At 30.7% G+C, this 24,743-nt stretch carries 22 protein-coding genes; 6 read left to right on the top strand and 16 right to left on the bottom strand.

What is annotated here, in order from left to right; all coding sequences use genetic code 11:
* The first annotated feature begins 1 nt into the window (after position 1).
* The 5 genes from AEBR_RS12995 to AEBR_RS12975 are packed head-to-tail and all read left to right on the top strand — an operon-like array spanning position 2 to position 3,426.
* Positions 2–967 (top strand): amino acid ABC transporter permease, encoded by a 966-nt coding sequence (locus tag AEBR_RS12995; protein ID WP_129088204.1) that lies wholly within the window; start codon positions 2–4, stop codon positions 965–967.
* The gene (locus AEBR_RS12990) at positions 968–1,594 is read left to right on the top strand and encodes a MarC family protein (protein ID WP_129088205.1); all 627 of its coding nucleotides are present in this window, start codon (positions 968–970) and stop codon (positions 1,592–1,594) included.
* The gene (locus AEBR_RS12985) at positions 1,594–2,211 is read left to right on the top strand and encodes a LysE/ArgO family amino acid transporter (protein ID WP_129088206.1); all 618 of its coding nucleotides are present in this window, start codon (positions 1,594–1,596) and stop codon (positions 2,209–2,211) included. Before AEBR_RS12990 ends, AEBR_RS12985 begins: the two co-directional genes overlap by 1 nt.
* A gap of 11 nt (positions 2,212–2,222) precedes the next feature.
* A complete protein-coding gene (locus tag AEBR_RS12980) occupies positions 2,223–2,984 on the top strand; it encodes an NUDIX hydrolase (RefSeq protein ID WP_228712206.1) in 762 nt (253 codons plus the stop codon).
* Positions 2,985–3,042: 58 nt separating this feature from the next.
* A complete protein-coding gene (locus AEBR_RS12975; RefSeq protein WP_129088208.1) occupies positions 3,043–3,426 on the top strand; it encodes a RidA family protein in 384 nt (127 codons plus the stop codon).
* 10 nt (positions 3,427–3,436) lie between these two features.
* Here AEBR_RS12975 and AEBR_RS12970 read toward each other — a convergent pair whose 3' ends face one another.
* From AEBR_RS12970 to AEBR_RS12905, 14 genes are all read right to left on the bottom strand, one after another.
* Entirely contained in the window at positions 3,437–5,548 is a 2,112-nt protein-coding gene (locus tag AEBR_RS12970; protein WP_129088209.1) for a helix-hairpin-helix domain-containing protein, read from the bottom strand.
* Complete coding sequence (locus AEBR_RS12965; protein ID WP_129088210.1) at positions 5,541–6,275, bottom strand: phytanoyl-CoA dioxygenase family protein; 735 nt, start codon at positions 6,273–6,275, stop codon at positions 5,541–5,543. The genes AEBR_RS12970 and AEBR_RS12965 overlap by 8 nt, the downstream gene beginning before the upstream one ends.
* Before the next feature lie 117 nt (positions 6,276–6,392).
* On the bottom strand, positions 6,393–7,265 hold the full coding sequence (gene sucD / locus AEBR_RS12960) for a succinate--CoA ligase subunit alpha (protein WP_129088211.1): 873 nt from the start codon (positions 7,263–7,265) through the stop codon (positions 6,393–6,395).
* The gene (gene sucC, locus AEBR_RS12955; RefSeq protein ID WP_129088212.1) at positions 7,265–8,434 is read right to left on the bottom strand and encodes an ADP-forming succinate--CoA ligase subunit beta; all 1,170 of its coding nucleotides are present in this window, start codon (positions 8,432–8,434) and stop codon (positions 7,265–7,267) included. The genes sucD and sucC overlap by 1 nt, the downstream gene beginning before the upstream one ends.
* Positions 8,435–8,565: 131 nt before the next feature.
* Positions 8,566–9,957, bottom strand: coding sequence for an aldehyde dehydrogenase family protein (locus tag AEBR_RS12950; protein ID WP_172658906.1), 1,392 nt, complete (start codon positions 9,955–9,957; stop codon positions 8,566–8,568).
* A 39-nt stretch (positions 9,958–9,996) separates the two neighbouring features.
* Complete coding sequence (locus AEBR_RS12945; RefSeq protein WP_129088431.1) at positions 9,997–10,509, bottom strand: GNAT family N-acetyltransferase; 513 nt, start codon at positions 10,507–10,509, stop codon at positions 9,997–9,999.
* A 146-nt stretch (positions 10,510–10,655) separates the two neighbouring features.
* Positions 10,656–11,096, bottom strand: coding sequence for a universal stress protein (locus tag AEBR_RS12940; RefSeq protein WP_129088432.1), 441 nt, complete (start codon positions 11,094–11,096; stop codon positions 10,656–10,658).
* Positions 11,097–11,108: 12 nt separating this feature from the next.
* Positions 11,109–12,431 carry a TRAP transporter large permease gene (locus AEBR_RS12935; RefSeq protein ID WP_129088433.1) on the bottom strand — a complete coding sequence of 441 codons (1,323 nt, stop codon included), beginning with the start codon at positions 12,429–12,431 and terminating at the stop codon, positions 11,109–11,111.
* Positions 12,421–12,888: a TRAP transporter small permease subunit gene (locus AEBR_RS12930; protein WP_228712214.1), complete on the bottom strand. Its 468-nt coding sequence runs from the start codon at positions 12,886–12,888 to the stop codon at positions 12,421–12,423. The genes AEBR_RS12935 and AEBR_RS12930 overlap by 11 nt, the downstream gene beginning before the upstream one ends.
* Positions 12,889–12,984: 96 nt before the next feature.
* Positions 12,985–14,010 (bottom strand): TRAP transporter substrate-binding protein, encoded by a 1,026-nt coding sequence (locus AEBR_RS12925; RefSeq protein ID WP_129088435.1) that lies wholly within the window; start codon positions 14,008–14,010, stop codon positions 12,985–12,987.
* 58 nt (positions 14,011–14,068) lie between these two features.
* Positions 14,069–15,373 carry a 4-aminobutyrate--2-oxoglutarate transaminase gene (gabT, locus tag AEBR_RS12920; protein ID WP_129088436.1) on the bottom strand — a complete coding sequence of 435 codons (1,305 nt, stop codon included), beginning with the start codon at positions 15,371–15,373 and terminating at the stop codon, positions 14,069–14,071.
* Between the two features lie 27 nt (positions 15,374–15,400).
* Entirely contained in the window at positions 15,401–16,426 is a 1,026-nt protein-coding gene (locus AEBR_RS12915; RefSeq protein WP_129088435.1) for a TRAP transporter substrate-binding protein, read from the bottom strand.
* A gap of 258 nt (positions 16,427–16,684) precedes the next feature.
* Entirely contained in the window at positions 16,685–19,156 is a 2,472-nt protein-coding gene (locus AEBR_RS12910; RefSeq protein ID WP_129088437.1) for a transporter substrate-binding domain-containing protein, read from the bottom strand.
* Positions 19,157–19,186: 30 nt separating this feature from the next.
* Positions 19,187–20,377: an ATP-binding response regulator gene (locus AEBR_RS12905; protein ID WP_129088438.1), complete on the bottom strand. Its 1,191-nt coding sequence runs from the start codon at positions 20,375–20,377 to the stop codon at positions 19,187–19,189.
* 281 nt (positions 20,378–20,658) lie between these two features.
* On the opposite strand from AEBR_RS12905, the gene AEBR_RS12900 reads away from it, so the two are divergent.
* Positions 20,659–21,393, top strand: a complete 735-nt coding sequence (locus AEBR_RS12900) for a response regulator transcription factor (RefSeq protein ID WP_129088439.1) — start codon at positions 20,659–20,661, stop codon at positions 21,391–21,393.
* 57 nt (positions 21,394–21,450) lie between these two features.
* On the opposite strand, the gene AEBR_RS12895 is transcribed toward AEBR_RS12900, so the two are convergent.
* Both AEBR_RS12895 and AEBR_RS12890 read right to left on the bottom strand, forming a co-directional pair.
* A complete protein-coding gene (locus tag AEBR_RS12895) occupies positions 21,451–22,845 on the bottom strand; it encodes an aldehyde dehydrogenase family protein (RefSeq protein WP_172658905.1) in 1,395 nt (464 codons plus the stop codon).
* 31 nt (positions 22,846–22,876) lie between these two features.
* Entirely contained in the window at positions 22,877–24,532 is a 1,656-nt protein-coding gene (locus tag AEBR_RS12890; RefSeq protein ID WP_129088365.1) for an acetolactate synthase large subunit, read from the bottom strand.
* Positions 24,533–24,743 lie beyond the last annotated feature (211 nt).

The raw sequence follows: 24,743 nt of genomic DNA, 5'->3' as shown, positions 1-24,743 counted from the left end.
GATGGCTAGAAAAGAATCTTTAGCACAAAACAGAAAGTTAGGGCATCTTATTGCTCTAACTTTTTACCTGTTAGTTGGGTATTTCTTCTACTCTGCTGCTTCAAATATGAATTATGTTTGGAAGTGGAATTCAGTTCCTAAATATTTTGCATATCATGAAATAACAACAATTGAAGCACCTATAAATGGAAAACTACTGTTTGAAAATGATAAATACTATGTTGATGGTGATGAAAAAGTCGAACTTAAAAAATTAGATAGTAGTTTTTCATTTGATTATAAAGTTGGAGAAAAAGTATACGAAGGTGATTATATTGCAACAAAAGATAATCTAAGAGCAGGACCAGTTCTAAATGGACTTTCGACAACACTTAAAATCTCTTTTTTTGCTGCTATATTAACCTTTTTTATAGGTATTATTGTAGCTTTTATGAAACTCTCTTCTTACCAATTCTTAAAAGATATTGCAACTGTTTATATTACAATAGTAAGGGGAACTCCACTTCTTGTTCAAATTTTCCTATTCTATTTTATTATTGCAAATATTTTTGAATTGGACAGATTTGTAGCTGGTGTTCTCTCTCTTGGAATTTTCTTTGGTGCTTATATGGCAGAGATTTTAAGAGGAGCAATCCAATCTATAGACAAGGGTCAACAAGAGGCGGCTTCATCTTTAGGTATTACAAGATTTCAATCTATGAGATATATTATTTTGCCACAAGCTTTTAAAAGAGCTCTTCCAACACTTGTTGGAGAGATGATTGCTTTGGTAAAAGATTCATCTTTAGTTTCAGTGATTTCTATTACAGATTTAACAAAAGTTGGTAAAGAGATTGTTGCAAATACCTTTTCTCCTTTTGAGACTTGGATAGTTGTGGCACTTTTATATTTAACAATTACTTCAACTCTAAGTTTTATTGGGCATAGAATTGAAAAAAGAATGGCAGCAAAAGGTGGAATGAGTTAATTGGAACTTTTTCAAAACTTTCTACAGCAAACAATAACTCTTTTTGCTATTATGGACCCAATAGGAGTTAGTGCAATTGCACTATCTCTTTTAAGTCCAAATATCACTAAATCTCAAATTGCAACTATTGCTAAAAAGAGTACAACAACAATCTTAATAGCTTTTTTTGTTGTTCTAATAACAGGTGATTTAATATTAAAACTTTTTGGTATTCATGAAGATTCTTTAAAAGTTATGGGTGGAATTATTCTTCTTCTTATGGCAATAACAATGGTTAGAGGAATAGGAAGTGAAAAAAGAAGCAAAAATGAGAATAATAAAAATGATGAAGAGTTGGCAATTATTCCAATAGGGATTCCAATTGCTTTTGGAACAGGACTTTTTACTACAATTATCATTTTTAAAAATCAGCTCTCAACAAGTGTTGAGATATTCTCTTTGATAGTATCTTTTTGTATAAATGCACTTCTTTTTTATCTGGTCCTAAAAAACTCAATTTACATAAAAAAATATTTAGGTGTTACAGGACAAAATATTATTACAAAACTTATGGGGCTTATTGTTGGTGCTTTATCGGTACAATTTATAATCTCAGGAATAGTAAATTTAACTAAAAGTTATCTCTAATGGAATTTGAAATCTTTTTAAAAGGCTTCATTATTGCAATTTCTCTAATTGTTGCAATAGGGGCTCAAAATGCATATATTTTAAAACTTGGACTTTTAAGACAACATGTCTCAAAGGCAGTGCTTTTTTGTGTTTTATCTGATATTTTTCTTATTAGTTTGGGAGTTTTAGGGCTTGGTTTTTTTATAAAAGGTGAACAGCTTTTTATAAATGCAATTGCAATTTTTGGTATAGTTTTTTTGTGTTTTTATGCTTACACCTCTTTTAAATCAGCTTTAAATAATCAATCAATGAAGATTGATGATAAGATAAAAACAAACCCTTTAAAACAGGTTTTAACGCTTCTTTTTGTATTTACTTACTTAAATCCACATACTTATTTAGACACTATTCTTCTAATAGGGGGGATTGGTGCAAATATTGAAAGCTTTTATAAAATCTATTTTATATTAGGTTGTGCAACAGCTTCAACTCTTTGGTTTGTTACTTTAGGATATGGAGCAAGGGTTTTAATACCACTATTTAAAAAACCCCTTACTTGGAAAATATTAGATATCTCTATAGGAGTTTTAATGTTATATATTGCATACTCTTTAAAAGATTTAATTATTTTATAAAAAGGTTGGTTTTGGTAGAAAATATTGGATGCTTTAAAACAGTTTTAGACCCATATAATGGAATAACAATAGATTCGAAAGATTTACCAGATGATAAAAAGATATTTGAAGAAAATCTAGAATTATTGATTGAAAAAACTAAAAATAAAAGAAATCTCATTTGGATTTATATGGATATTTCCCAATCTCAGTTAATACCAAGTGCCACAAAAAAAGGTTTTTTCTTTCATACTTGTAGTGAAAAATTTTTACTTCTTGTAAAAAAACTAAAAGCTGATGCTATTATCCCAACTGCTGCAAACCATACTTTAGGTGTTGGAGTTGTAACAATAAATGATAAAAATGAAATTCTTGTAATAAAAGAGAAAATATCAGTTGTTGGATATAAAATCCCTGGGGGTCATATTGATGATGGTGAGATGATATCAACTGCAGCAAAAAGGGAAGTTTTTGAAGAAACTGGAGTTGAAGTTGAATTTGAATCTATTATCTCATTGGGACACTTTTATCCCCATCAGTTTCATAAATCAAATCTATATGTATTGTGTTTAGCAAAACCTTTAAGTAGTAAAATAGATATAAATGATACCCAAGAGATTGAAGATGCTAAATGGGTTGATGTACAAGAGTATCTAAATGATGAGAGTGTATTTCCTTACTCTAAAGAGATTGTTAAAACAGCTTTAGAATTTAAAGGTTTAAAAAGATCAAATCAAGAGATATTAACCCACTTAAAGAAAGATTTTGAGCTTTTTTTTCCAATTAAAAGTTAGATAGCAGTATAATAAATTTTTTAAATTTGAATCAAATATATAAATAAAAAGGGATAAAATGAAAGAGATAATTTCAACAAAAAAAGCGCCAGATGCAATAGGACCATATAATCAAGCAACATCTTTTGATAAGTTAGTATTTACTTCTGGTCAAATTGCCTTAGATCCAGAAACTATGGAAGTTGTATCTGGTGGAGTTAAAGAGCAAACCACAAGGGTAATGGAAAATCTAAAAGCTGTATTAGAAGAGGCTGGAAGCTCTTTTGAAAATGTACTTAAAACAACTTGTTTTTTAGCAGATATGGGTGATTTTGTTGCATTTAATGAAGTTTATGGAACATATTTTAAAGGTGAAACTGCTCCAGCTAGAAGTACGGTTGCAGTTAAAACACTTCCTAAAAATGTACTTGTGGAAGTGGAAGTAATAGCATATAAAAACTAGAAGAACTCTTCTAGTTTTTTAGACTTAAACTAATACGCTGTTTCTCTAAATCAACACCTATTACTTTTATACTCTCTAAATTTTGATTTATACTTAGAACTTCACTTGGATGAGAGACTCTTTTGTCACTTATTTGTGAAATATGAAGTAGGGCATCATTTTTTAAACCAATATCAACAAAAGCTCCAAAGTCTGTAATATTTCTAACTATTCCACTTAAGATATCTCCCTCTTTTAAATCCTCAAGTTTTGTAATAGAGCTTGAAAAGGTTACTTGGTTAAACTCTACTCTTACGTCATAACCTGGATTATTTAACTCGGTGATTATATCTTTTGCTTTTATATTTGAGATATCTAACTTTGAAGAAAGTTCTTCAAAGGTTGAAGTGTTAGGATTTTTTATATCAAAGGTTTTAATCTTTTTTGCTATCTCATAATCTTCTGGGTGAATAGAGGTATTATCAAAAATAGATTTCCCATCTTTTATACGTAAAAATCCAACGCTTTGTTCATAGGCTTTTTCTCCAATACCTTTTACTTTTAAAAGCTCCTCTTTAGTTGAAAACTTCCCTTTTTTTTCCCTTTGTTCAACAATATTAATTGCAAGTTTTTCTGAAATCCCTGAGATAAAAGAGAGTAGTTTAAAAGAGGCAGAGTTTAAATCAACACCTACTTTATTTACCAAATCTATTGTTATATTTTCTAGTTTTTGCGCCAACTCTTTTTGATTTACATCGTGTTGATATTGCCCAATTCCAAGAGATTTTGGATCTATTTTAACAAGGGCTGCCATAGGATCTCGCAGTCTACTTGCTATTGAAATTGCCCCTCTTATTGTAACATCCAAATTTGGATACTCCAAACTTGCTATTTTTGAAGCAGAATAAACGCTAGCTCCAATCTCACTAACAATTGCATACTTTACATCTAAAGAGTTTTTTTCTATCAACTCTCCTATAAAATCTGCACTTTCCCTTGAAGCCGTTCCATTTCCTATTGCAATTGCTGTAATATTATGTTTTTTTATTAAATCTTGTACTATTTTTGAAGAGCCTTCAATGTCCTCTTTTGGTTTAGTTGGATAGATAACAGCACTATCTAAATATTGCCCATCTTTATCAATAACTGCTAACTTACAACCAGTTTTGTAACCTGGATCAAGACCTAAAATAGTTTGATTTACTAAAGGTGCTGTTTGTAAAAGCTCTTTTAGATTTTTCCCAAAAAGTTCAATTGCTTCTTTTGAAGCTCTCTCTTTAAGTGTAGTTAAAACCTCTCTTTTTAAACTTGGAAGAAGAAGCCTTTTTAGTCCATCTTTATAGGCTTCAAAGACAAGTTCTTTTGAAGAGTTAGCACTTGAAGGGATTTTATATTTTTTTATATTTTCTAAAATATTATCTTCATCAATATCAATTTTTACACTTAGTTCTTTTTCATTTACAGCTCTTAAAATTGCCAAAACTCTATGGGACTTTATATATTTTATCTTCTCTTTTTGTCCAACAAAGTTAGCATATAAACCATCTTTTTTAAACTCTTTTGCTTCTTTTATCTCTAAAATCCCCCAGTTTAAAAGAAGATTTCTAACAATCTCTTTTGATTTGAAATCATCGGCATATCTTTGGGCGATAATATCTTTTGCACTAGAGATTGCCTCTTCAATAGTTTTTATATTTTCATTTAAAAAAGATTTTGCTTTTGCTTCAACTTCATTTTTAGAGTATTTCATTGATTGGATAATATTTGCCAAACCTTCAAGATTATTCTCTATTGCAAAAGTTGTTCTTGAAGATTTTTTCTCTTTAAAAGGTGCGTAAATATCTTCCAATGCTTGTAAGGTTGTGGCTTCTTCTAAACTTTTTAAGACTTTTTCATTTAAAAAGTTTTTCTCCTTTAAAAGAGAAATTATCTCCTCTTTTCTTTCAATCATTTTTTTTGAGTAGTTAAAAATCTCTTCAAAAACTCTCAACTCTTCATCTGTTGCACTATTTGTCAAATCTTTTCTATATCTAGCTATAAAAGGGATAGTACACCCTTCATCAAGAAGTTTTATGATATTTTCAATAACTCTTCTTGATAGCTTTGTTTTCTCTTCTAGTAGTTTAAAAAGGTCATTAGTCAAGTACTATTTCCTCAAAATCACTTCTAGTTCCTTTTATAGGTTTGTTGTTTTGTGCTTTTACTGTATAAACAAAAGAGATTTTAGGTTTTTCAGTTTTGTTTTTACTTGCATGGTGCAGAGTTTGACAATGAAATAAAACAATATCACCTTTTTCTAAATTTTGATGAACTCTTTTTTCTATTAGTTTTTTATTCTCTTCATGTTCATCTAAAAAGTTAGAAGCCTCGTCAAATCTGTCCTTTGGAAAGTTCATTTTATGAGTTTTTGGGATAAATTCCAATAGTCCATTTTCTAAATATTCATCACCTAAAGCAAGCCAGACTGAAACTAAATTATCGTTTTCAAAATTCCAATAACGTCTATCTTGATGCCAGAATGTTCTTGTACTTTCAAAAGGCATTTTTGTCATAATAGAGTTGTGGTGAGCAAGGGTTAAAACAGGAGTATCACCTAAAACTTGTTTTAGCATAGGTCTAATCTCTTTATATGTCATCCACTCTTTGAAAATCTCTTCTCTGTTAAAAACTTGTCTTAATCTTCTAACAGTGATTTTGTTTTCATTTAAATTCATATACTCTTGTTCACTCTCTATTGGAGCTTGTTTCTTTTCTAGATGCTTTTTTGCTTTTTCTAAAATTTTATCGCATAACTCTTTTGGTGCGAAATTTTTAATTATTAAAAAGCCATCATGATTGAATTTTTTTAGTTGTTCTTCTGTAAGTTGCATAATTTTTCCATATCATAAATTAGTTTGTAATTCTACTTTAGTTTTAATATTATGAAGATTAATTGTTATTATAATTTTTATAAGAGAAAGTTAGTTAAAAAGAGGGGAAACCTCTTTTTATGGGTGTACCTCTTTTAGTGCTTGAGCAATCTCTGTAATAGTTCTAACTGTTCTAACTCCAGCTCTCTCTAAAGCTGCATATTTCTCTTGGGCTGTACCTTTTCCACCACCATCAATAATAGCTCCAGCATGTCCCATTCTTTTCCCTTTTGGAGCTGTAACTCCAGCAATATAAGATACAACTGGTTTAGTGATATTTGATTTAATAAATTCAGCTGCTGCTTCCTCTTTAGCTCCACCAATCTCACCAATCATAACAATAGCTTTTGTCTCATCATCCTCTTCAAATCTTCTTAGAATATCAATAAAATCTGAACCAGGAACAGGATCTCCACCAATTCCAACACAAGTACTTTGTCCAAATCCAGCCAAAGTTGATTGATTAACCGCTTCATAAGTTAAAGTTCCAGATCTAGAAACTATTCCAACGCTTCCTGGCATATGGATTGATTCAGGCATAATACCCATTTTGCATTGATTTGGTGTTATAATACCAGGACAATTTGGACCAATAAGCGTTGAACCATTTAAATCTACTGCTGCTTTTACATCAAGCATATCAATTGTTGGAATACCCTCTGTTATACAAACAATAATCTCTATCCCATTTTCACTAGCTTCAATAATTGCATCTTTACAAAATGGAGCTGGAACATAAATAATAGAAGCATTTGCTCCTGTTAATCTTTTTGCACACTCAACAGTATTGTAAATAGGCAAATCTAAGTGTCTTTGACCCCTTTTGCCTGGAACAACACCACTTACCACATTTGTTCCGTATGCAAGTGCTCTTTGGGTATGGAAACTAGCTTGTGTTCCTGTTAAACCTTGAACTAACACTTTTGTATTTTTATCAATTAAAATAGCCATTAGTTAGCCCCTTTTGAAAGTTCAATGATTTTTTGTGCGGCTTTATCTAAGTTTGCCTCTTCATAAACTGATACATCTGAATTTCTAATCAACTCTAAGCCCTCTTTTGCATTTGTTCCTTCAAGTCTTACAACAATTGGAACTTTTATCTCCATTTTAGCTGCTGCTGCAATAATACCTGAAGCTATAATATCACATCTTACAATACCACCAAAGATATTTACTAAGATACCTTTTACTTTCTCATCAGAGAGAATTATTTCAAAAGCCTCAATAACTCTTTTTTCATTTACACTTCCACCAACATCAAGGAAGTTTGCAGGTTCTGCTCCATGGGTTTTGATTAAATCCATAGTTGCCATTGCTAAACCTGCTCCATTTACCATACATCCAATAGTTCCATCAAGGGTTACATAGTTAAGATCTAGTTTTTCAGCTTTTAATTCCCTTTCATCTTCTTGGGTTTCATCTCTAATTTCGTTTATTTTTGGTTGTCTGTATAAAGCTGAGTTATCAACAACAACTTTACCATCTAGACAGATAAGTTGCCCTTGTTTTGTTACAACCAAAGGGTTTACTTCAACCAATGAAAGGTCATTTTTTACAAACATTTTATAAATTTTTTGCATTAAATCAATCATTTGTGCACTTAAAGTTTTATCCAAACCTAAGTCATCACAAATCTGTCTACACTGAGCTGGCATAATACCAACAACAGGATTAATTGGATTTCTTAAAATCTTATTTGGATGGTTTTGTGCAACCTCTTCAATCTCTACTCCACCTTCACTTGAGGTAATAATCATAATCCTTTGAGAGGTTCTATCTACAATAAAAGCTAAATATATTTGTTGGATAATATCACAAGGTTGCTCTATGTAGATTGAGTTAACAGGTTGTCCCTCTTTTGTTGTTTGATATGTTACAAGTTTACTTCCAAGTAGTCTTCTAACCTCTTCATTTGCTTCGGCTTTTGAGTCAACTAAAACAACTCCCCCAGCTTTTCCCCTTCCTCCAGCATGAACTTGTGCTTTAATAACCCATCTATCTCCACCAAGTTTTCTTAAAATATCATCTAGTTGAGAAGGGTGTGTTAGAAGTTTTCCATTTGTTGTTGGAATATCAAATTTTCTAAATAAGTTTTTTGCTTGATACTCATGTAAATTCATAATTTTCCTATATTTGTTTTAAAAGTTTTGAATAAAAGCTTATACCAAAATATTGATATAAGTGTGCTTAAGTAAAGTGTAAGTATTAGAGAGAGAAAAGAGAAGGGGGGTGAGCCCTTTCCTTTAAGATATTATAAAATAGAAGATTTGATAACCATCATCTTAACATTAGACATTTCATCCATAACATGAGAGATACCACCAACTCCAATACCACTCTCTTTAGCACCACCAAATGGCATCCAGTCAACTCTAAATGCAGTGTGGTCATTTACCATAACTGCTGTTCCGTTTAACTGTTTAACACATTTTAAACAAGTATCAATGTTTTTACTAAATACAGCTGCTTGAAATGATACAGGAAGAGAGTTAGCTCTAGCAATAGCTTCATCTATGTCAGAATAAGAATAGATACAAACAACAGGACCAAATACCTCTTTTTTAGAAACTAAAGAATCCTCACTAGGATTTAATAATACTGTTGGTTCAAAACAAGATGCTGAGATTCTTTTCCCACCAACTAAAAGTTTAGCACCTTTTTCAACTGCTTCATTAACCCATTGCTCAACTCTGTCAACTTCACCATGATTAATTAGTGGTCCAACTTCTGTTTTAGGATCAAGTTGATTTCCAACAACAAGTTTTGAAGCAACAGCAGCAAGTTTAGAAGAAACTTCATCAACAATAGATTCATGAACATAAACCCTTTGAACAGAAACACAAACTTGACCAGCATGGTAAAAACCACCTTTAGCTAGATCTGGAATCATAGTTTCAATATCAGCATCTTTTGCAACAATAACAGGTGCAACACCACCATGCTCTAAAGCAACTCTTGTTCCTGGTGCAACTTTAGAACTTAAATACCAACCAACAGAAGCAGAACCAATAAATGTTAAGAAAGAAGTTTTAGGTGAAGTAGCTAAATATTCACTACCTTTTCTGTCACAAACAATACCTTGAGCCCAACCATCAGGAAGACCAGCTTCTTTTAACATCTCTACAACTTTAAGTGCAGACATAGGAGTTTGAGTAGCAGGTCTGATAATAACAGGACACCCAACAGCAACAGCAGGGATAACTTGACCAATAGCAAGGTTTAGAGGGTGGTTAAAAGCAGAGATAGCAACAGCAACACCAATAGGTTCTTTGAAAGTGTAAGCCATTCTGTTAACAGAACTAGCAGTTTGACCCATAGCAACCTCTTTACCTTCGTAAACACCTAAATGCTCAATTGCAAGTTTAACACTGTTGATAGCTCTTAAAGCTTCAACTTTAGAGTCCATGTAAGGTTTACCACCTTCGCTTGCACAAAGTTTTGTAAGATCTTCTACTTGAGAAGACATAATTTTAACAAGATTCTCTAATACTTCAATTCTTTTATGTTTAGGTAACCAATTTTTTCTATCTTGGAATTTTTCGTAAGCTAGGTCTAATGCTGCTTCTACTTCTTCCATTGTACTAAAAGGTACGTTTCCTACTACGCTATCATCATATGGTGATGTTACTTCTATTGTGTTCATTTTTTTCCTTATTTTGAAATTTAATTTAAAATTATTTAATCAGTTTTGTTCAAACTCTTTTACATTTAAAGATAAAGCCTCTGGAGATAATCGATAGATTCTTAAACTATCTATGCAATTTGCTCCCAATTTTTCATAAAATTTTATTGCTGGTTTATTCCAATCTAAACAAGCCCACTCTAAATATTCACAACCTATATCTTGAGAATATTTTGTAAGATATTGAAATATAATTTTCCCTAAACCCTTACCTCTTACACAGTCATCTACAAAAAAAGCATCAATATAAAGTCCCTTTCGACCTGTAAAAGCAGAACTCTTTTGGTGAAAATATGCAAAAGCAATAATATCACCTTGGTAGATACCAAAAATTGCTTCCCCTAATTTTTCTTTTAGAAGTTTTTCCATACGAATAGGAGTAGTGGTGATTAGATCTTCCATTTTTTGGTATTTAGCAAGTTTTTTAATGAAAGATACTATTAGATTGGCATCTTTAGGTGTAGCTATTTGTAAACTAAAGTCTGGGTTTTGAGTAGATATAGGAATCTTCATTTGATTATCCTTTTGTAAAATCAAGTTGTATATAAAACGTTTTAATAAAGTGTAAATTTAATTATGAATATTTGAATCTATTCATAAATTTGTTCTAAAATCAGTTAAATAAGTAAAGGGTAGATCCTTTACTTTTTAATTTGATATTAGTTTGTTTTTCGATTTTTATCTAATCTAATAACAAATACAGAGCATTTTGCATGACGAATAACTCTTTCAGCAGTGCTGCTAATAAAATAACTTCCTAATCCAGGTTTTGTTGCCATCATTACAATAGCATCAGCATTAAGTTTTTTTGATTCATTAAGAATCTCATCATGGATAACACCATCTTTTATTTTAAAAGATACTTTATCCAAAGGTAAAGAGTGTATATTTGCAATCTCTTTTAATTTATCCAAGGCTTCATGGTCATATATAGATTGACTATCCTCATATAATGCCATTGAAGAATGGATTTTATTCTGATTTACAAATAACAATGTCATTTTCCCATCATCATCCAATACTTCTAATGCACCTTCAAATAATTTTTTATGATTTTTTGAATATGCAATATGAATTGGTACTAAAATATTTTTAAACATTAAATAACTCCTTTATCCCATAATTAAGTTTGGTAACCAAGTAACAATATCTGGGAAAATCATACAAATAATTAAGACAATCAAATTGATTATAATAAATGGTGTTACTGATTTATAAATCTCACCCATTCCAACATCAGGAGGAGTAATCCCTTTTAGATAAAATAGTGCAAATCCATAAGGTGGTGTTTGTACTGCAACCAAAATATTAATAATCATTAATACCCCAAACCATATTGGATCAAATCCTAAAGATACGGCAATAGGTGTAAATAAAGGAGCACACATTAATACAATTACATAATCATCAAGGATAAAACCTAATAAAATCATTATAACTTGGAACATCATAATTATAACCATTGGTGGCAAATCTAATCCTTGTGCAAAATCAGAAATCATACCTTGAATACCCATAAGCAACTGGAAGTTACTAAATAATGAAGCACCAAAAATAATCAACATTGCAACACTAATTAAAGATGCCGCTTGTAAACCTGCTTTTTTAAAGATCTTAAATTTAAATCTTTTAAAGAACATTGCAAGAATAATAGCTCCACCAACTCCTAAAGCACCAGATTCTGTTGGAGTAGCAATACCTGCGATGATACTTCCTAAAACAACAAAAATTAAACCAATAGAGAATAAACCATCTATTGCAATTTTAAATTTCTCTTTTGTTTTTAAAACTGGTAAACCAATTGTTTCACTTAATAAAGGAGCCCTTTTTGGGTTTAGTTTTGTACTAATTAAAATGTAAATTACAATAAGTGAAATAGTTAATAATGCTGGCATTAAAGCACCAATAAACATTCTTCCAACTGAAGTATGTGTTGAAGCTGCGTACATAACCATTGGAATACTAGGTGGAATAAGGATACCTAAAGCACCCCCAGCCATAATTGTTCCAAGAGCCAATTTCCTATCATATCCAGCATCTAACATTGGTTTTAAAGCAATTGTTCCAGAACTCATAATTCCAGCACCAATAATTCCAACCATTGCACCAATCATTGAACAAATAAATACAACACTGATTGCCAATGAACCTCTAACCTTACCAATCATCAATTGACTAGCTTTAAACATTGCATCACCAATACCAGTGTGTGATAATAGTTGACCCATATAAATATATAAAGGGATAGCTAATAAAATATAACTAAAATATGTCCCTTCAATTGTTGTTGGAATTACATTAAAAATCCCTTCTCCCCATGAAAAATATCCAATTAACATAGCGATACCACCAAGTGCTAACCCTACAGGAGATCCTATTACAAAGGAGAGTAAAAGACAGATTAATAAAATTATAGAAAGGGTTTCAATTCCCATTTATTTGCTCCTTTTCTTCTAGTAATGGTGTTCCAGTAATTAAATAATAAAGATCTGCTAAAAAATCTCTAATTAATTGAACTGTAAAGATTGCACTTGAGATAGTAAACATAAGCCAAAAGTGCGACATTAAAGGAGCCCATTCAGTTTGTCTTCTAAAACCTAATTCATATGCTTCTGTAAATTTTGTATAACAAAGATAAGAAACAACAATAAGAAAAAATATACCTAATGCATATGTTATAAGATTAAATGTAGCTTTAACTTTAGGAGAAACTCTTATATAAAATATATCTACGTTAATATGAGCTCTTTTTTGTTGGGCATAAGCTCCTCCTAAAGCCGCAACATAACCAAATAAAAACAACGCTGTATCAAAAGTCCAGATTGGAGGTGCGTCAAACAAATATCTAGCTACTGTCCCATATATAACAACAAAAGCAAGAATGGGTACCATAATTGATACCCCCTTACCCAACTTCCTTACTACTGTATCAACAGATACACAGAATAGTTGTAAAATTTTTTTAAACATAATAATTCTTATTTAAAATTATTTGTCTTGTGTTTTTCTTAACACGTCAATTAATTGTTTGCTGTATTTATCTTTAGCAGCATATTCGTCCCAAAGACCAGCACCAGCTTTAGCCCAAGCATTTTTGTCAGTTTCAGAAGGCTCAGGAGACCATTGTAAACCTTTAGCTTCCATTTGAGCGATAGCTTCTTGTTCCCATTTTTTAGACATAGTTAACTGAGCATTTGCATGTGCAACAGTAGCGTCATAAACACCTTTTTTCTGTGCATCAGTTAATTTGTTCCAAGCACTTTTGTTAACTAAGATAGGTAAAACTTGAGCACCAGCTAAAGGAAGTCTATACATATATTTAGCAACTTCAACATGGTTTCCATCTCTGTGGTCAATCATATTTGAACCAATAGAACCATCAATAACACCAGTAGCTAAACTAGTATAAATTTCACTCCAAGCTAATGAAACAGGAGAGGCACCTAAGTTTCTTAAAAATTTACCATATGCACCAGGAGCTCTGATTTTAAGACCTTGGAAATCAGCAACTGATTTAATTGGTTTTTTAGTGATAATGTAAACTGGTGGTTGAATATAAGGTTCTAACCATACTAAACCTTGAGAAGCATAAGCTTCTTTAAGAATATCTCCAAAACCCTCTTTATGGAAAATATCATAAAGTTTGTTAGTATCAGCAGTACCACCAGGTAAACCTACTTCTACAACACCAGCTGGGAATTCTCCCGCATGCATTGGTTGGAAAGGTGCAATCATAGTAACTAAACCAGATTTAGCAGCTCCTAATAATCCAGATGTTCCAACACCTTCACCAGAGTAAAGAACTTGAACTTTAACCTCACCATTAGTATTTTTTTCAATATCTTTAGCTAATTGTTCATAAAGTGTACCAAATGCAGTACCTCTACCATAAAGATTTGCAAATCTCCAATGTTGAGCTGCTGAAGCAGTTTCAACAACTGACATAACACCTAGTAGTACAACTATTGCAGTCATTACCACATTTCTTTTAATGTTAGTTAATTTGTTTAACATAATTTTCCCTTCCCTTTTTATTAAGTTAAATAGCCTTAGGTTTTAAGGCTATTTTTTTTTAAGTTCTTGCTACGTTAGCAAAAAGCTCTTGAAATTTATCAAGACCTTCATTTACAATTTCATCACTAATGGTTAAAGCAGGTAAAAATCTAATAACGTTACTATTAAAACCACAAGATAATAAAATTAAACCATATTCAGTAGCTTTTGAAACAATAGCTTTAGTTAATTCAGCATTTGGTTTTTCAAAATCACCATCTTTCATTAACTCTAAAGCTATCATAGCCCCTTTGTTTCTAACATCACAAATTAGATTTGGGAATTGCTCTTTAAGCTCATTTAATCTTCTATTAAATATATCCCCAATTTGATTTGCTCTATTAACTAAATCTTCCTCTTCAATTATCTCTAATACAGCTAATCCAGCTGCACAACCAACAGGTGAACCACCATAAGTTCCACCAAGTCCACCAGGAATAGCAGAATCCATAATTTCAGCTTTTCCAACAACACCAGATAAAGGATAACCTCCAGCAATACCTTTAGCCATTGTCATTAAATCTGGTTCAATCCCAGCATATTCAATGTTGAACATTTTACCTGTTCTAGCAAACCCAGTTTGGATCTCATCAATAACTAATACAATTCCATGTTCATCACAAATTCTTCTAAGTTCTTGTAAAAGTTCAACAGGAGTTTGGTAAAAACCACCTTCCCCTTGGATTGGCTCAATGATAATTGCTGCAACATCTTCTGGTAAAATATCCACTTTAAATAGATTTTTTAATGCAGTTAATGTATCTTTAACGCTAGTTCCATTAAATTTTGTTGGATATGGTAAGTGATAAATCTCAGCTGGAAATGGTCCAAATCCTTTTTTATATGGCATTGTTTTACCTGTTAGAGCCATTGTCATATTAGTTCTTCCATGGAAACCACCATTAAATGCAATAATACCTCTTCTTCCTGTGTGCGCTCTTGCTATTTTCACACAGTTTTCAACAGCTTCTGCACCAGTTGTTACAAAAATAGCTTTTTTTTCAGTTTCACCTGGAGCTACTTTAGTTAATTTTTCTGCTAATTCTACAGCTACTTCATATGGAGTAACTGTAAAACAAGTGTGGCTGAAGTTTTCTATTTGAGCTTTTACTGCTTCAATGATTTTTGGATGAGAGTGTCCTGTATTACATACAGCAATACCTGTTCCAAAGTCAATTAGTCTATTCCCTTCAACATCCCAAACTTCAGAGTTTTTAGCTCTTTTTATATATACAGGATAAGCATTCCCTTGTCCCCTTGCAAATGCTTTATCTTTTCTTTCTTGTAAGTTTTTATTACTTACCACTTCTACTTGTTTATTCATTCTTTGAACCTTTTGTAAATTAGTAAATTATTTGTCTTGTGTTTTTCTTAACACGTCAATTAATTGTTTGCTGTATTTATCTTTAGCAGCATATTCGTCCCAAAGACCAGCACCAGCTTTAGCCCAAGCATTTTTGTCAGTTTCAGAAGGCTCAGGAGACCATTGTAAACCTTTAGCTTCCATTTGAGCGATAGCTTCTTGTTCCCATTTTTTAGACATAGTTAACTGAGCATTTGCATGTGCAACAGTAGCGTCATAAACACCTTTTTTCTGTGCATCAGTTAATTTGTTCCAAGCACTTTTGTTAACTAAGATAGGTAAAACTTGAGCACCAGCTAAAGGAAGTCTATACATATATTTAGCAACTTCAACATGGTTTCCATCTCTGTGGTCAATCATATTTGAACCAATAGAACCATCAATAACACCAGTAGCTAAACTAGTATAAATTTCACTCCAAGCTAATGAAACAGGAGAGGCACCTAAGTTTCTTAAAAATTTACCATATGCACCAGGAGCTCTGATTTTAAGACCTTGGAAATCAGCAACTGATTTAATTGGTTTTTTAGTGATAATGTAAACTGGTGGTTGAATATAAGGTTCTAACCATACTAAACCTTGAGAAGCATAAGCTTCTTTAAGAATATCTCCAAAACCCTCTTTATGGAAAATATCATAAAGTTTGTTAGTATCAGCAGTACCACCAGGTAAACCTACTTCTACAACACCAGCTGGGAATTCTCCCGCATGCATTGGTTGGAAAGGTGCAATCATAGTAACTAAACCAGATTTAGCAGCTCCTAATAATCCAGATGTTCCAACACCTTCACCAGAGTAAAGAACTTGAACTTTAACCTCACCATTAGTATTTTTTTCAATATCTTTAGCTAATTGTTCATAAAGTGTACCAAATGCAGTACCTCTACCATAAAGATTTGCAAATCTCCAATGTTGAGCTGCTGAAGCAGTTTCAACAACTGACATAACACCTAGTAGTACAACTATTGCAGTCATTACCACATTTCTTTTAATGTTAGTTAATTTGTTTAACATAATTTTCCCTTCCCTTTTTATTATTTGACTTTTTGTAAATTGTCCTATCTAAAATATTCTATTAGATTGTTTCTTGCGGAGTTAAAGATAATAAACAAAAAACAAAATATGAATACTTTAGATAATTTTATTATTACTGAAAAGAGTAGTCAAAAAGTAACCGTATGAGCTATTTTTATGTTTTTAAAATCTAAATAGTGTATGGAAAATATACAGAAAATATCTATTTGAAAGATGTAGTGTTTTTTGAAAATAAGTTTATTTTATCGGGATATAAATAGAAAATTCAACCCCTTGATTGTTATTTTTAACAGTTAATTGGCCTTGCATATTTTGTTCAATAATTATTTTACTCATATATAAACCAAGCCCTGTGCCATTGTAACTGTCTTTTGTAGTAAAATAAGGTTCAAACACTTTGTTTATAATAGAGTTACTAATCCCCCCTGCATTGTCTGAAACTAGAATCTTCATATGGGTTTCTATTTTTTTAGTTTTTATTACTATTTTAGGTTCATTGATTTTATTTTCAATAAAAGCATCTTTTGAATTTGTTAGTATATTTAATAGAACTTGGGAAAGTTCACTCTCAAATCCATAAATGATTATATCATTTGCTATTTGACATTCAATTTTTATACTGTTACTTTTAAAACTATCATCTATTAAAAAGATTGTTTTATCTATGGCATCTTTTATTGAAAAATATTGTTTCTCTTTGTTTGGTTTAAAAAAGTTTCTAAAATCATCTATTGTTTTTGACATCTTTTCTGTTAGGGCATTACTTAAAATTCTTTGTTTATCAATATATTCATCATCAAGTTTTTTTAAAGAGTGTCTCAAATGGATATTTTGAATAATAGTTCCTAAGGCACTTAATGGTTGTTTCCATTGGTGGGCAATCATACTAATCATTTCACCCATCTCTGCTAGTTTTGATTGCTGTATTAAAAGTTGTTCTTGTTTTTTTCTGCTGTCTATCTCTTTTTTGATTCTTATATCAAGGGTATTATTAAGGTATTCTAGTTCAGAAGTTTTTAGTTTTAATTCTTTATTTGAAAGCTCTAATTCTTGGGTTCTTTGTTGTACTTTTTCCTCTAGGGTGCTATTTAATAGTTCAATCTCCTCTTTTACTTTTGTTAGTTTTCTAATATATCTTCGTTGTAATATATATGTATAAAGGATCAATAAAAGAATAAAAAATAAAAAGGTGATAATACTCCAAAATAGTTTGTAATCTATACTTTTTTCATATTTGATTGAGACCCATTTATTGATAATACTTTGTTTTGTTTCATCACTTATAGAATCAACAACTTTTTCAAATATATTTAATAGTATCGGATCATCTTTTCTAACTCCAACAGACAAATGCCATTGTTCATCAAATTTACCTGCTATTTGTAAACTTCCATAAAACTCCTCTTGAAAAGCATATGCCACATTTAAATGAGTAGTAACTTGACCAAAAATTTCTCCCCTTTCAACTTTTTTAAGTCCTTCCCTTAAATGATTTACATCCACAATTTGTAGATTAGGGTATTTCCGTCTTATTATCTCATTATATGCAAAGTTTTTTTGTATACCTATCTTTTTATCTTTTAAAGATTGCAAATCATTTATAAAACTTACATTTCTTTTAGTAACCAATACTAAGGGTGTATTTACATAGGCTTTTGTAAAGTTCATATAACCTTGTCTTGATTTAATATTCATAACAAAAGAGAGAACATCACACTTTTTCTCTTTCATATATTCTAAAGATTGAGTCCAATCTTTAGTCTCCACCAATTTTAATGGAACACCGATTTTTTTCTCAAAATCTTTCATATAATCGGCAACTATACCAATATGTTTGTGATTTTCTATTTTTTCATAGGGCATCCAATCTGGATCAACACACAAATTTATATGTGATTTTTTATCTAAATAGTCAATCTCTTTTTTTGTAAATATTATAGGCAGTGTTGCTAAATCTTTTAAAAACCATTTATCAAATAGTTCTTTTTCCTCTTTTATTGAAATAGAATTTAAACCTTTTTCTATAATTGATTGAAGTAGGGGATTTTTTTTATTTGTAAAGATAAACATTTTTGAGGGTTCAAAACTAATTGAGGGGATAGCTTTTAGATCAACTATAAGATTATCTTCAAGGTACTCTTGTATGATTATTGGGGAAGCAATTAAAGCATCAACATCACCAGCAAGAAGCTTTTGCACAGATTCTTTCATATTATTAGTTCGTTCAACTTTTATCTCTAATTGGTTTTTTTTAATATCGGGGATGGCACCTAGTTGATTAACTATTGCAACTTTTTTATTTTTTAAATCATCTAAAGTTTTGATTTTATTTTGTTCTTTTTTAACAAATAAAACCCTTTTTATTTGTAAAATCTCCGATGAATAAACTCCAAGGTTATTTTCAACACTATTTCCTGCTACTAAAGGGGCAATATCTATTTTGTTCTCTTTTATTGCAAGGGGGATGGATGCTTGTTTAACACTTACAACTGTAGTTTTCAAATCATATTTTTTAATTATTAGTTTTAATAGATCACTAACAAATCCATCCATTTGATGATCTTTATTAATGTGCGTAAGGGGATAAAGTTCAGATAATCCTATTCTAATTTTATTGTTTTCTATCCAAGTTTTTTCCTCTTTTGTTAAGTCAGATGTGTCACCATAAAGAATTGAAAATAAGATAAAAACAGCAAAAAGGAATCTCAAATATCTACTCCATAAATTTTCGTAATTATATCATACAGATTCCAAGATTATAGAAAAACAAACACCCCCTTTAGTATTTGATACATATATTTTCCCATTATGATTATTTTCAATTATAATTTTAGACATATAAAGACCAATGCCAGTTCCATTTTTCTCTTTTTTTGTAGAAAAATAAGGTTCAAAAATAAAATCAATATTCTCTTTTTCTATCTCTCCACCATTATCATAAATATCAATTTTTACACTATTATCTAAATCTTGTGTTGATATTTCTATTTTTGCATCATTTGCATTTTTTTCTAAAAATTTGTCTTTTGCATTTTTTAATATATTTATAAATACATGGGTAATCTCATTTTCACATACTCTAATATTTTTTTTACTTTTATGGTTTAAAATAACCTCTATATTATTTGCTTGTAGATCTTTTTGGATTATTTTTAAACTATTTTGTAGAGGTTTTTCAATATTTGTATCAATAAATATTTTATCTGTTTTATAAAAATCTCTAAAATCATCTATTGTAGCTGTTAGATTTTGAACATAAAACTCTATCTCATCTAGTTTATTTGTAAAAAAAGAAGTTTGTTCCTCTCTGCCCTCTTTTGTAGTTAGGTCAAATTTCCCAGATAAAAGTTTATATTTTAAGTTAAAAGAGGCTGTTCCTATAGAAGCTAAAGGTTGTCTCCATTGATGGGCTATCATACTTATCATTTCACCCATTGCTGCAAATCTTGATTGGATCTCCATAACTTTTTGTTTCTCTTCATTCTTTTGAATCTCAATTTGAAGTTTTTTATTTTTTTCTATTAATTGCTCTTTTAAAACTTTTGGTTCAATGGCTTTAATTAAATTATCTTGAAGTTTATATATATCTATTGGTTTTAAAACATAAGCACTAATATTTAGTTCAATTGATTGCATAAGAAAAGTTGTTTCTTGGTGTGCTGTTGTAATAATAACTGGGATATCTTTATCAATCTCTCTTATCTTTTTAATCATCTCCAAACCATCTAGTTTTGGCATCTTAATATCTGTTAAAATAAGATCAATTTTTTTATTAGAGGATTTAAATATAGATAAGCCTTCTTCACCATTTTTTGCACAAATTACATTTAGTTCAAAAAGATTCAGAGTTTCAGTGATTCCATTTTGTATAGCCTCTTCATCTTCCGCATAAAGAACAGTTAGATCTTTTAGAATTTGTTTATCTATCATAGTCCCTCTTTTAGATTTTTCAATAGTATATCTATAAATAGTAGTCAAATAATAACATAGAATCTATGATAATAATTATATAGAAACTTTATTTATTAATATAAGTAACAAAATGATAATATTGCATTATAATAAGAGCCTTGAAAATTAGGATTAAATTTGTTCCTTTTGTGCTCTTAAAATATCAAAATAATTAATTATTTTTAAACTCATGTTTTTATGTTGAAAATGAATAATATACTTTCCTATTTGGTTAATACATAAATGTATAAAGGATTTTAATGGATTATGCAGTATTAAAAAAATATACTAAAAATTTAAATATACTTTTTGTAGAAGATGATACAGATTTTAGAAAAGAGTTTTCAGAATTACTTTTAGATATATTTCCCAATGTAACTACTGCTGTTGATGGGTTAGATGCCTTTAATAAATATAAAGAATTTTATCTAAACAAAAACAAATATTATGATTTGATTATTTCAGATATTAAGATGCCAAATTATGATGGAGTACAATTGGTTGATTCCGTTTATAAAATAAATAAAGACCAATTAGTAATAATCCTTTCTGCTAGAAATGAGTTTGAGTATCTTTTACCTTTGGTAAATTTAGGGATACATCAATTTTTCACTAAACCTATTGATTATAACTATTTCTTAGAAGATATTTATAAGTTATGCAATCAAATCTATCATACAAATCTAAATAAAAATAGTGATCTAATAAGAATCAATGAAACTTTGTTTTGGGATAAAAATAAAAGAAAACTGTTAAGGGAAGAAAAATCAATTGAATTAACTAAAAATGAGATTCGTTTTGTTGCCACTATCTTAAATAACAATGGAACGATTTGTACAGTTGATAAACTTATTGATATTATTTGGGAAGAGGATTTTGATTTAAATCCTGATATTACTCATCTTAAAAGTTTAATATATAGATTAAGAAAAAAAGTTCCAGACTTATATATAAAAAATATTTATGGAATGGGATATATCCATGAGGCTGAATAGTTTAAAAAAATAAGAAGAGAGAAAAGAGAAGGGGGGTGAGCCCTTTCCTTTAAGATATTATAAAATAGAAGATTTGATAACCATCATCTTAACATTAGACATTTCATCCATAACATGAGAGATACCACCAACTCCAATACCACTCTCTTTAGCACCACCAAATGGCATCCAGTCAACTCTAAATGCAGTGTGGTCATTTACCATAACTGCTGTTCCGTTTAACTGTTTAACACATTTTAAACAAGTATCAATGTTTTTACTAAATACAGCTGCTTGAAATGATACAGGAAGAGAGTTAGCTCTAGCAATAGCTTCATCTATGTCAGAATAAGAATAGATACAAACAACAGGACCAAATACCTCTTTTTTAGAAACTAAAGAATCCTCACTAGGATTTAATAATACTGTTGGTTCAAAACAAGATGCTGAGATTCTTTTCCCACCAACTAAAAGTTTAGCACCTTTTTCAACTGCTTCATTAACCCATTGCTCAACTCTGTCAACTTCACCATGATTAATTAGTGGTCCAACTTCTGTTTTAGGATCAAGTTGATTTCCAACAACAAGTTTTGAAGCAACAGCAGCAAGTTTAGAAGAAACTTCATCAACAATAGATTCATGAACATAAACCCTTTGAACAGAAACACAAACTTGACCAGCATGGTAAAAACCACCTTTAGCTAAATCTGGAATCATAGTTTCAATATCAGCATCTTTTGCAACAATAACAGGTGCAACACCACCATGCTCTAAAGCAACTCTTGTTCCTGGTGCAACTTTAGAACTTAAATACCAACCAACAGAAGCAGAACCAATAAATGTTAAGAAAGAAGTTTTAGGTGAAGTAGCTAAATATTCACTACCTTTTCTGTCACAAACAATACCTTGAGCCCAACCATCAGGAAGACCAGCTTCTTTTAACATCTCTACAACTTTAAGTGCAGACATAGGAGTTTGAGTAGCAGGTCTGATAATAACAGGACACCCAACAGCAACAGCAGGGATAACTTGACCAATAGCAAGGTTTAGAGGGTGGTTAAAAGCAGAGATAGCAACAGCAACACCAATAGGTTCTTTGAAAGTGTAAGCCATTCTGTTAACAGAACTAGCAGTTTGACCCATAGCAACCTCTTTACCTTCGTAAACACCTAAATGCTCAATTGCAAGTTTAACACTGTTGATAGCTCTTAAAGCTTCAACTTTAGAGTCCATGTAAGGTTTACCACCTTCGCTTGCACAAAGTTTTGTAAGATCTTCTACTTGAGAAGACATAATTTTAACAAGATTCTCTAATACTTCAATTCTTTTATGTTTAGGTAACCAATTTTTTCTATCTTGGAATTTTTCGTAAGCTAGGTCTAATGCTGCTTCTACTTCTTCCATTGTACTAAAAGGTACGTTTCCTACTACGCTATCATCATATGGTGATGTTACTTCTATTGTTGTACTCATATATACTTCTCCTTAGTAAATTAATTTTTTATTATAATATACATTGTTTTTTAGCTAAAAGTTCATTTAAAATAGAGTGATTTAAAGAATAATCAACTGCTAAATCGATTAAATGAACACCTTTTCCATTTACACATTTTTCAAGTGTTTCAGCGAACTCTTCACAAGATTGTGGTCTATGTCCAGTTGCTCCATAAGCTTCTGCATATTTAACAAAATCTGGATTTTGTAAATCAAGACCAAAGGTATCAAAGCCCATACCTGTTTGTTTCCATTTGATCATTCCATAAGCATTATCATTTAGAATTATAACAGTTAAATCTAAACCAAGTCTTACAGCTGTCTCTAACTCTTGTGAATTCATCATAAATCCACCATCTCCACAAACTGAAACAACTTTTCTATCTGGATTTACCATTTTTGCTGCCATTCCAGAAGGAAGACCAGCACCCATTGTTGCAAGTGCATTATCAAGTAATAGTGTATTTGGTTTTGCACATCTATAGTTTCTTGCAAACCAGATTTTATATACACCATTATCAAGTGTAACAATATCCTCTTCACCTAAAGTTTGTCTAATTGTTCTAACAGCTCTTTGAGGTAAAATTGGGAATCTTGTATCACCAAAATATTTAGAAAGTCTTGTTCTAATCTCATCTGCCACTCTTACATAATAGTCAAAATCCCAATGCTCTTGTTTTGAAATAGCATTTGTGATTTGTTGCATACTTGTAGCAATATCTCCAATTAAATCCATTTGTGGGAAGTAAGTATCATCTACTTCTGATGGGAAAAAATTGATATGTAAAACTTTTGTTGCATCTGGTCTATTTTCCATAAAAAATGGTGGTTTTTCAATTACATCGTGTCCTACATTGATGATTAAGTCAGCTCTTTCAATTGCGCAGTGTACAAAGTCATCTTTTGATAATGCTGCTGTTGAAAGACAAAGTTTATGATTTTCATCAATTACACCTTTACCCATTTGAGTAGAGAAAAAAGGAATTCCTGTCTCATTAACAAAATCAGTTAAAGCATTACCAATTCTTGTTCTATTTGCACCTGCTCCAATTAATAAAAGTGGTCTTGTTGCTTTTTCAATCATTTTTACAGCTTCTAAGATTGCACCTTTATCCGCAGATGGATATTTGAAAGAGTGCACTGGATATACATGCATATTGTCATCAACTTCTTCATCTGCAATATCTTCAGGTAATTCTAAATGAACAGCTCCTGGTCTCTCTGTTGTAGCAATTTTAAAGGCATCTCTTACCATTGAAGGGATGTTATTTCCATTTACAATCTGTTTTGCATATTTTGTCATTGGTTTCATCATACCAACAATATCAACGATTTGGAATCTTCCCTGTTTAGATTTTTTAATTGGTTTTTGCCCTGTAATCATAAGCATAGGCATACCACCAAGTTGAGCATAAGCAGCAGCAGTTGCAAAGTTTGTAGCTCCAGGTCCAAGTGTAGAGATACAAACTCCAACTTTTCCTGTAAGTCTTCCATATGTTGCAGCCATAAAACCTGCACCTTGTTCGTGCCTTGTTAAAATAAGTTTGATTTTTTTAGAATTCCTAAGTGATTCTAAGAAGTCCAGATTCTCTTCACCTGGGATACCAAAAATATATTCAACACCTTCATTTTCTAACGCTTTTATAAATAAGTCAGATGCTTTCATCTTATCTCCATTTTTTTTTTAAATTATACTTGGATTTTCACACAATTTATTTTAAATTGATGTTAAGTATTACAATTATGTTACTACTTTGAGTCAATTTAATTACAAGTGCGAATAATCGACACAATCGATGTTGTAATATTATATTTCCTTTAAATTATCAATCTAAACTTCATATATAATATTGAAAAAATGTTATTTTGCTTTACAT

The organism is Halarcobacter ebronensis, assembly GCF_013201825.1.
Lineage (GTDB): Bacteria > Campylobacterota > Campylobacteria > Campylobacterales > Arcobacteraceae > Halarcobacter > Halarcobacter ebronensis.
The sequence above is the reverse complement of the archived record's forward strand: the minus strand, read 5'-3'. Positions and strand labels throughout refer to the sequence as shown.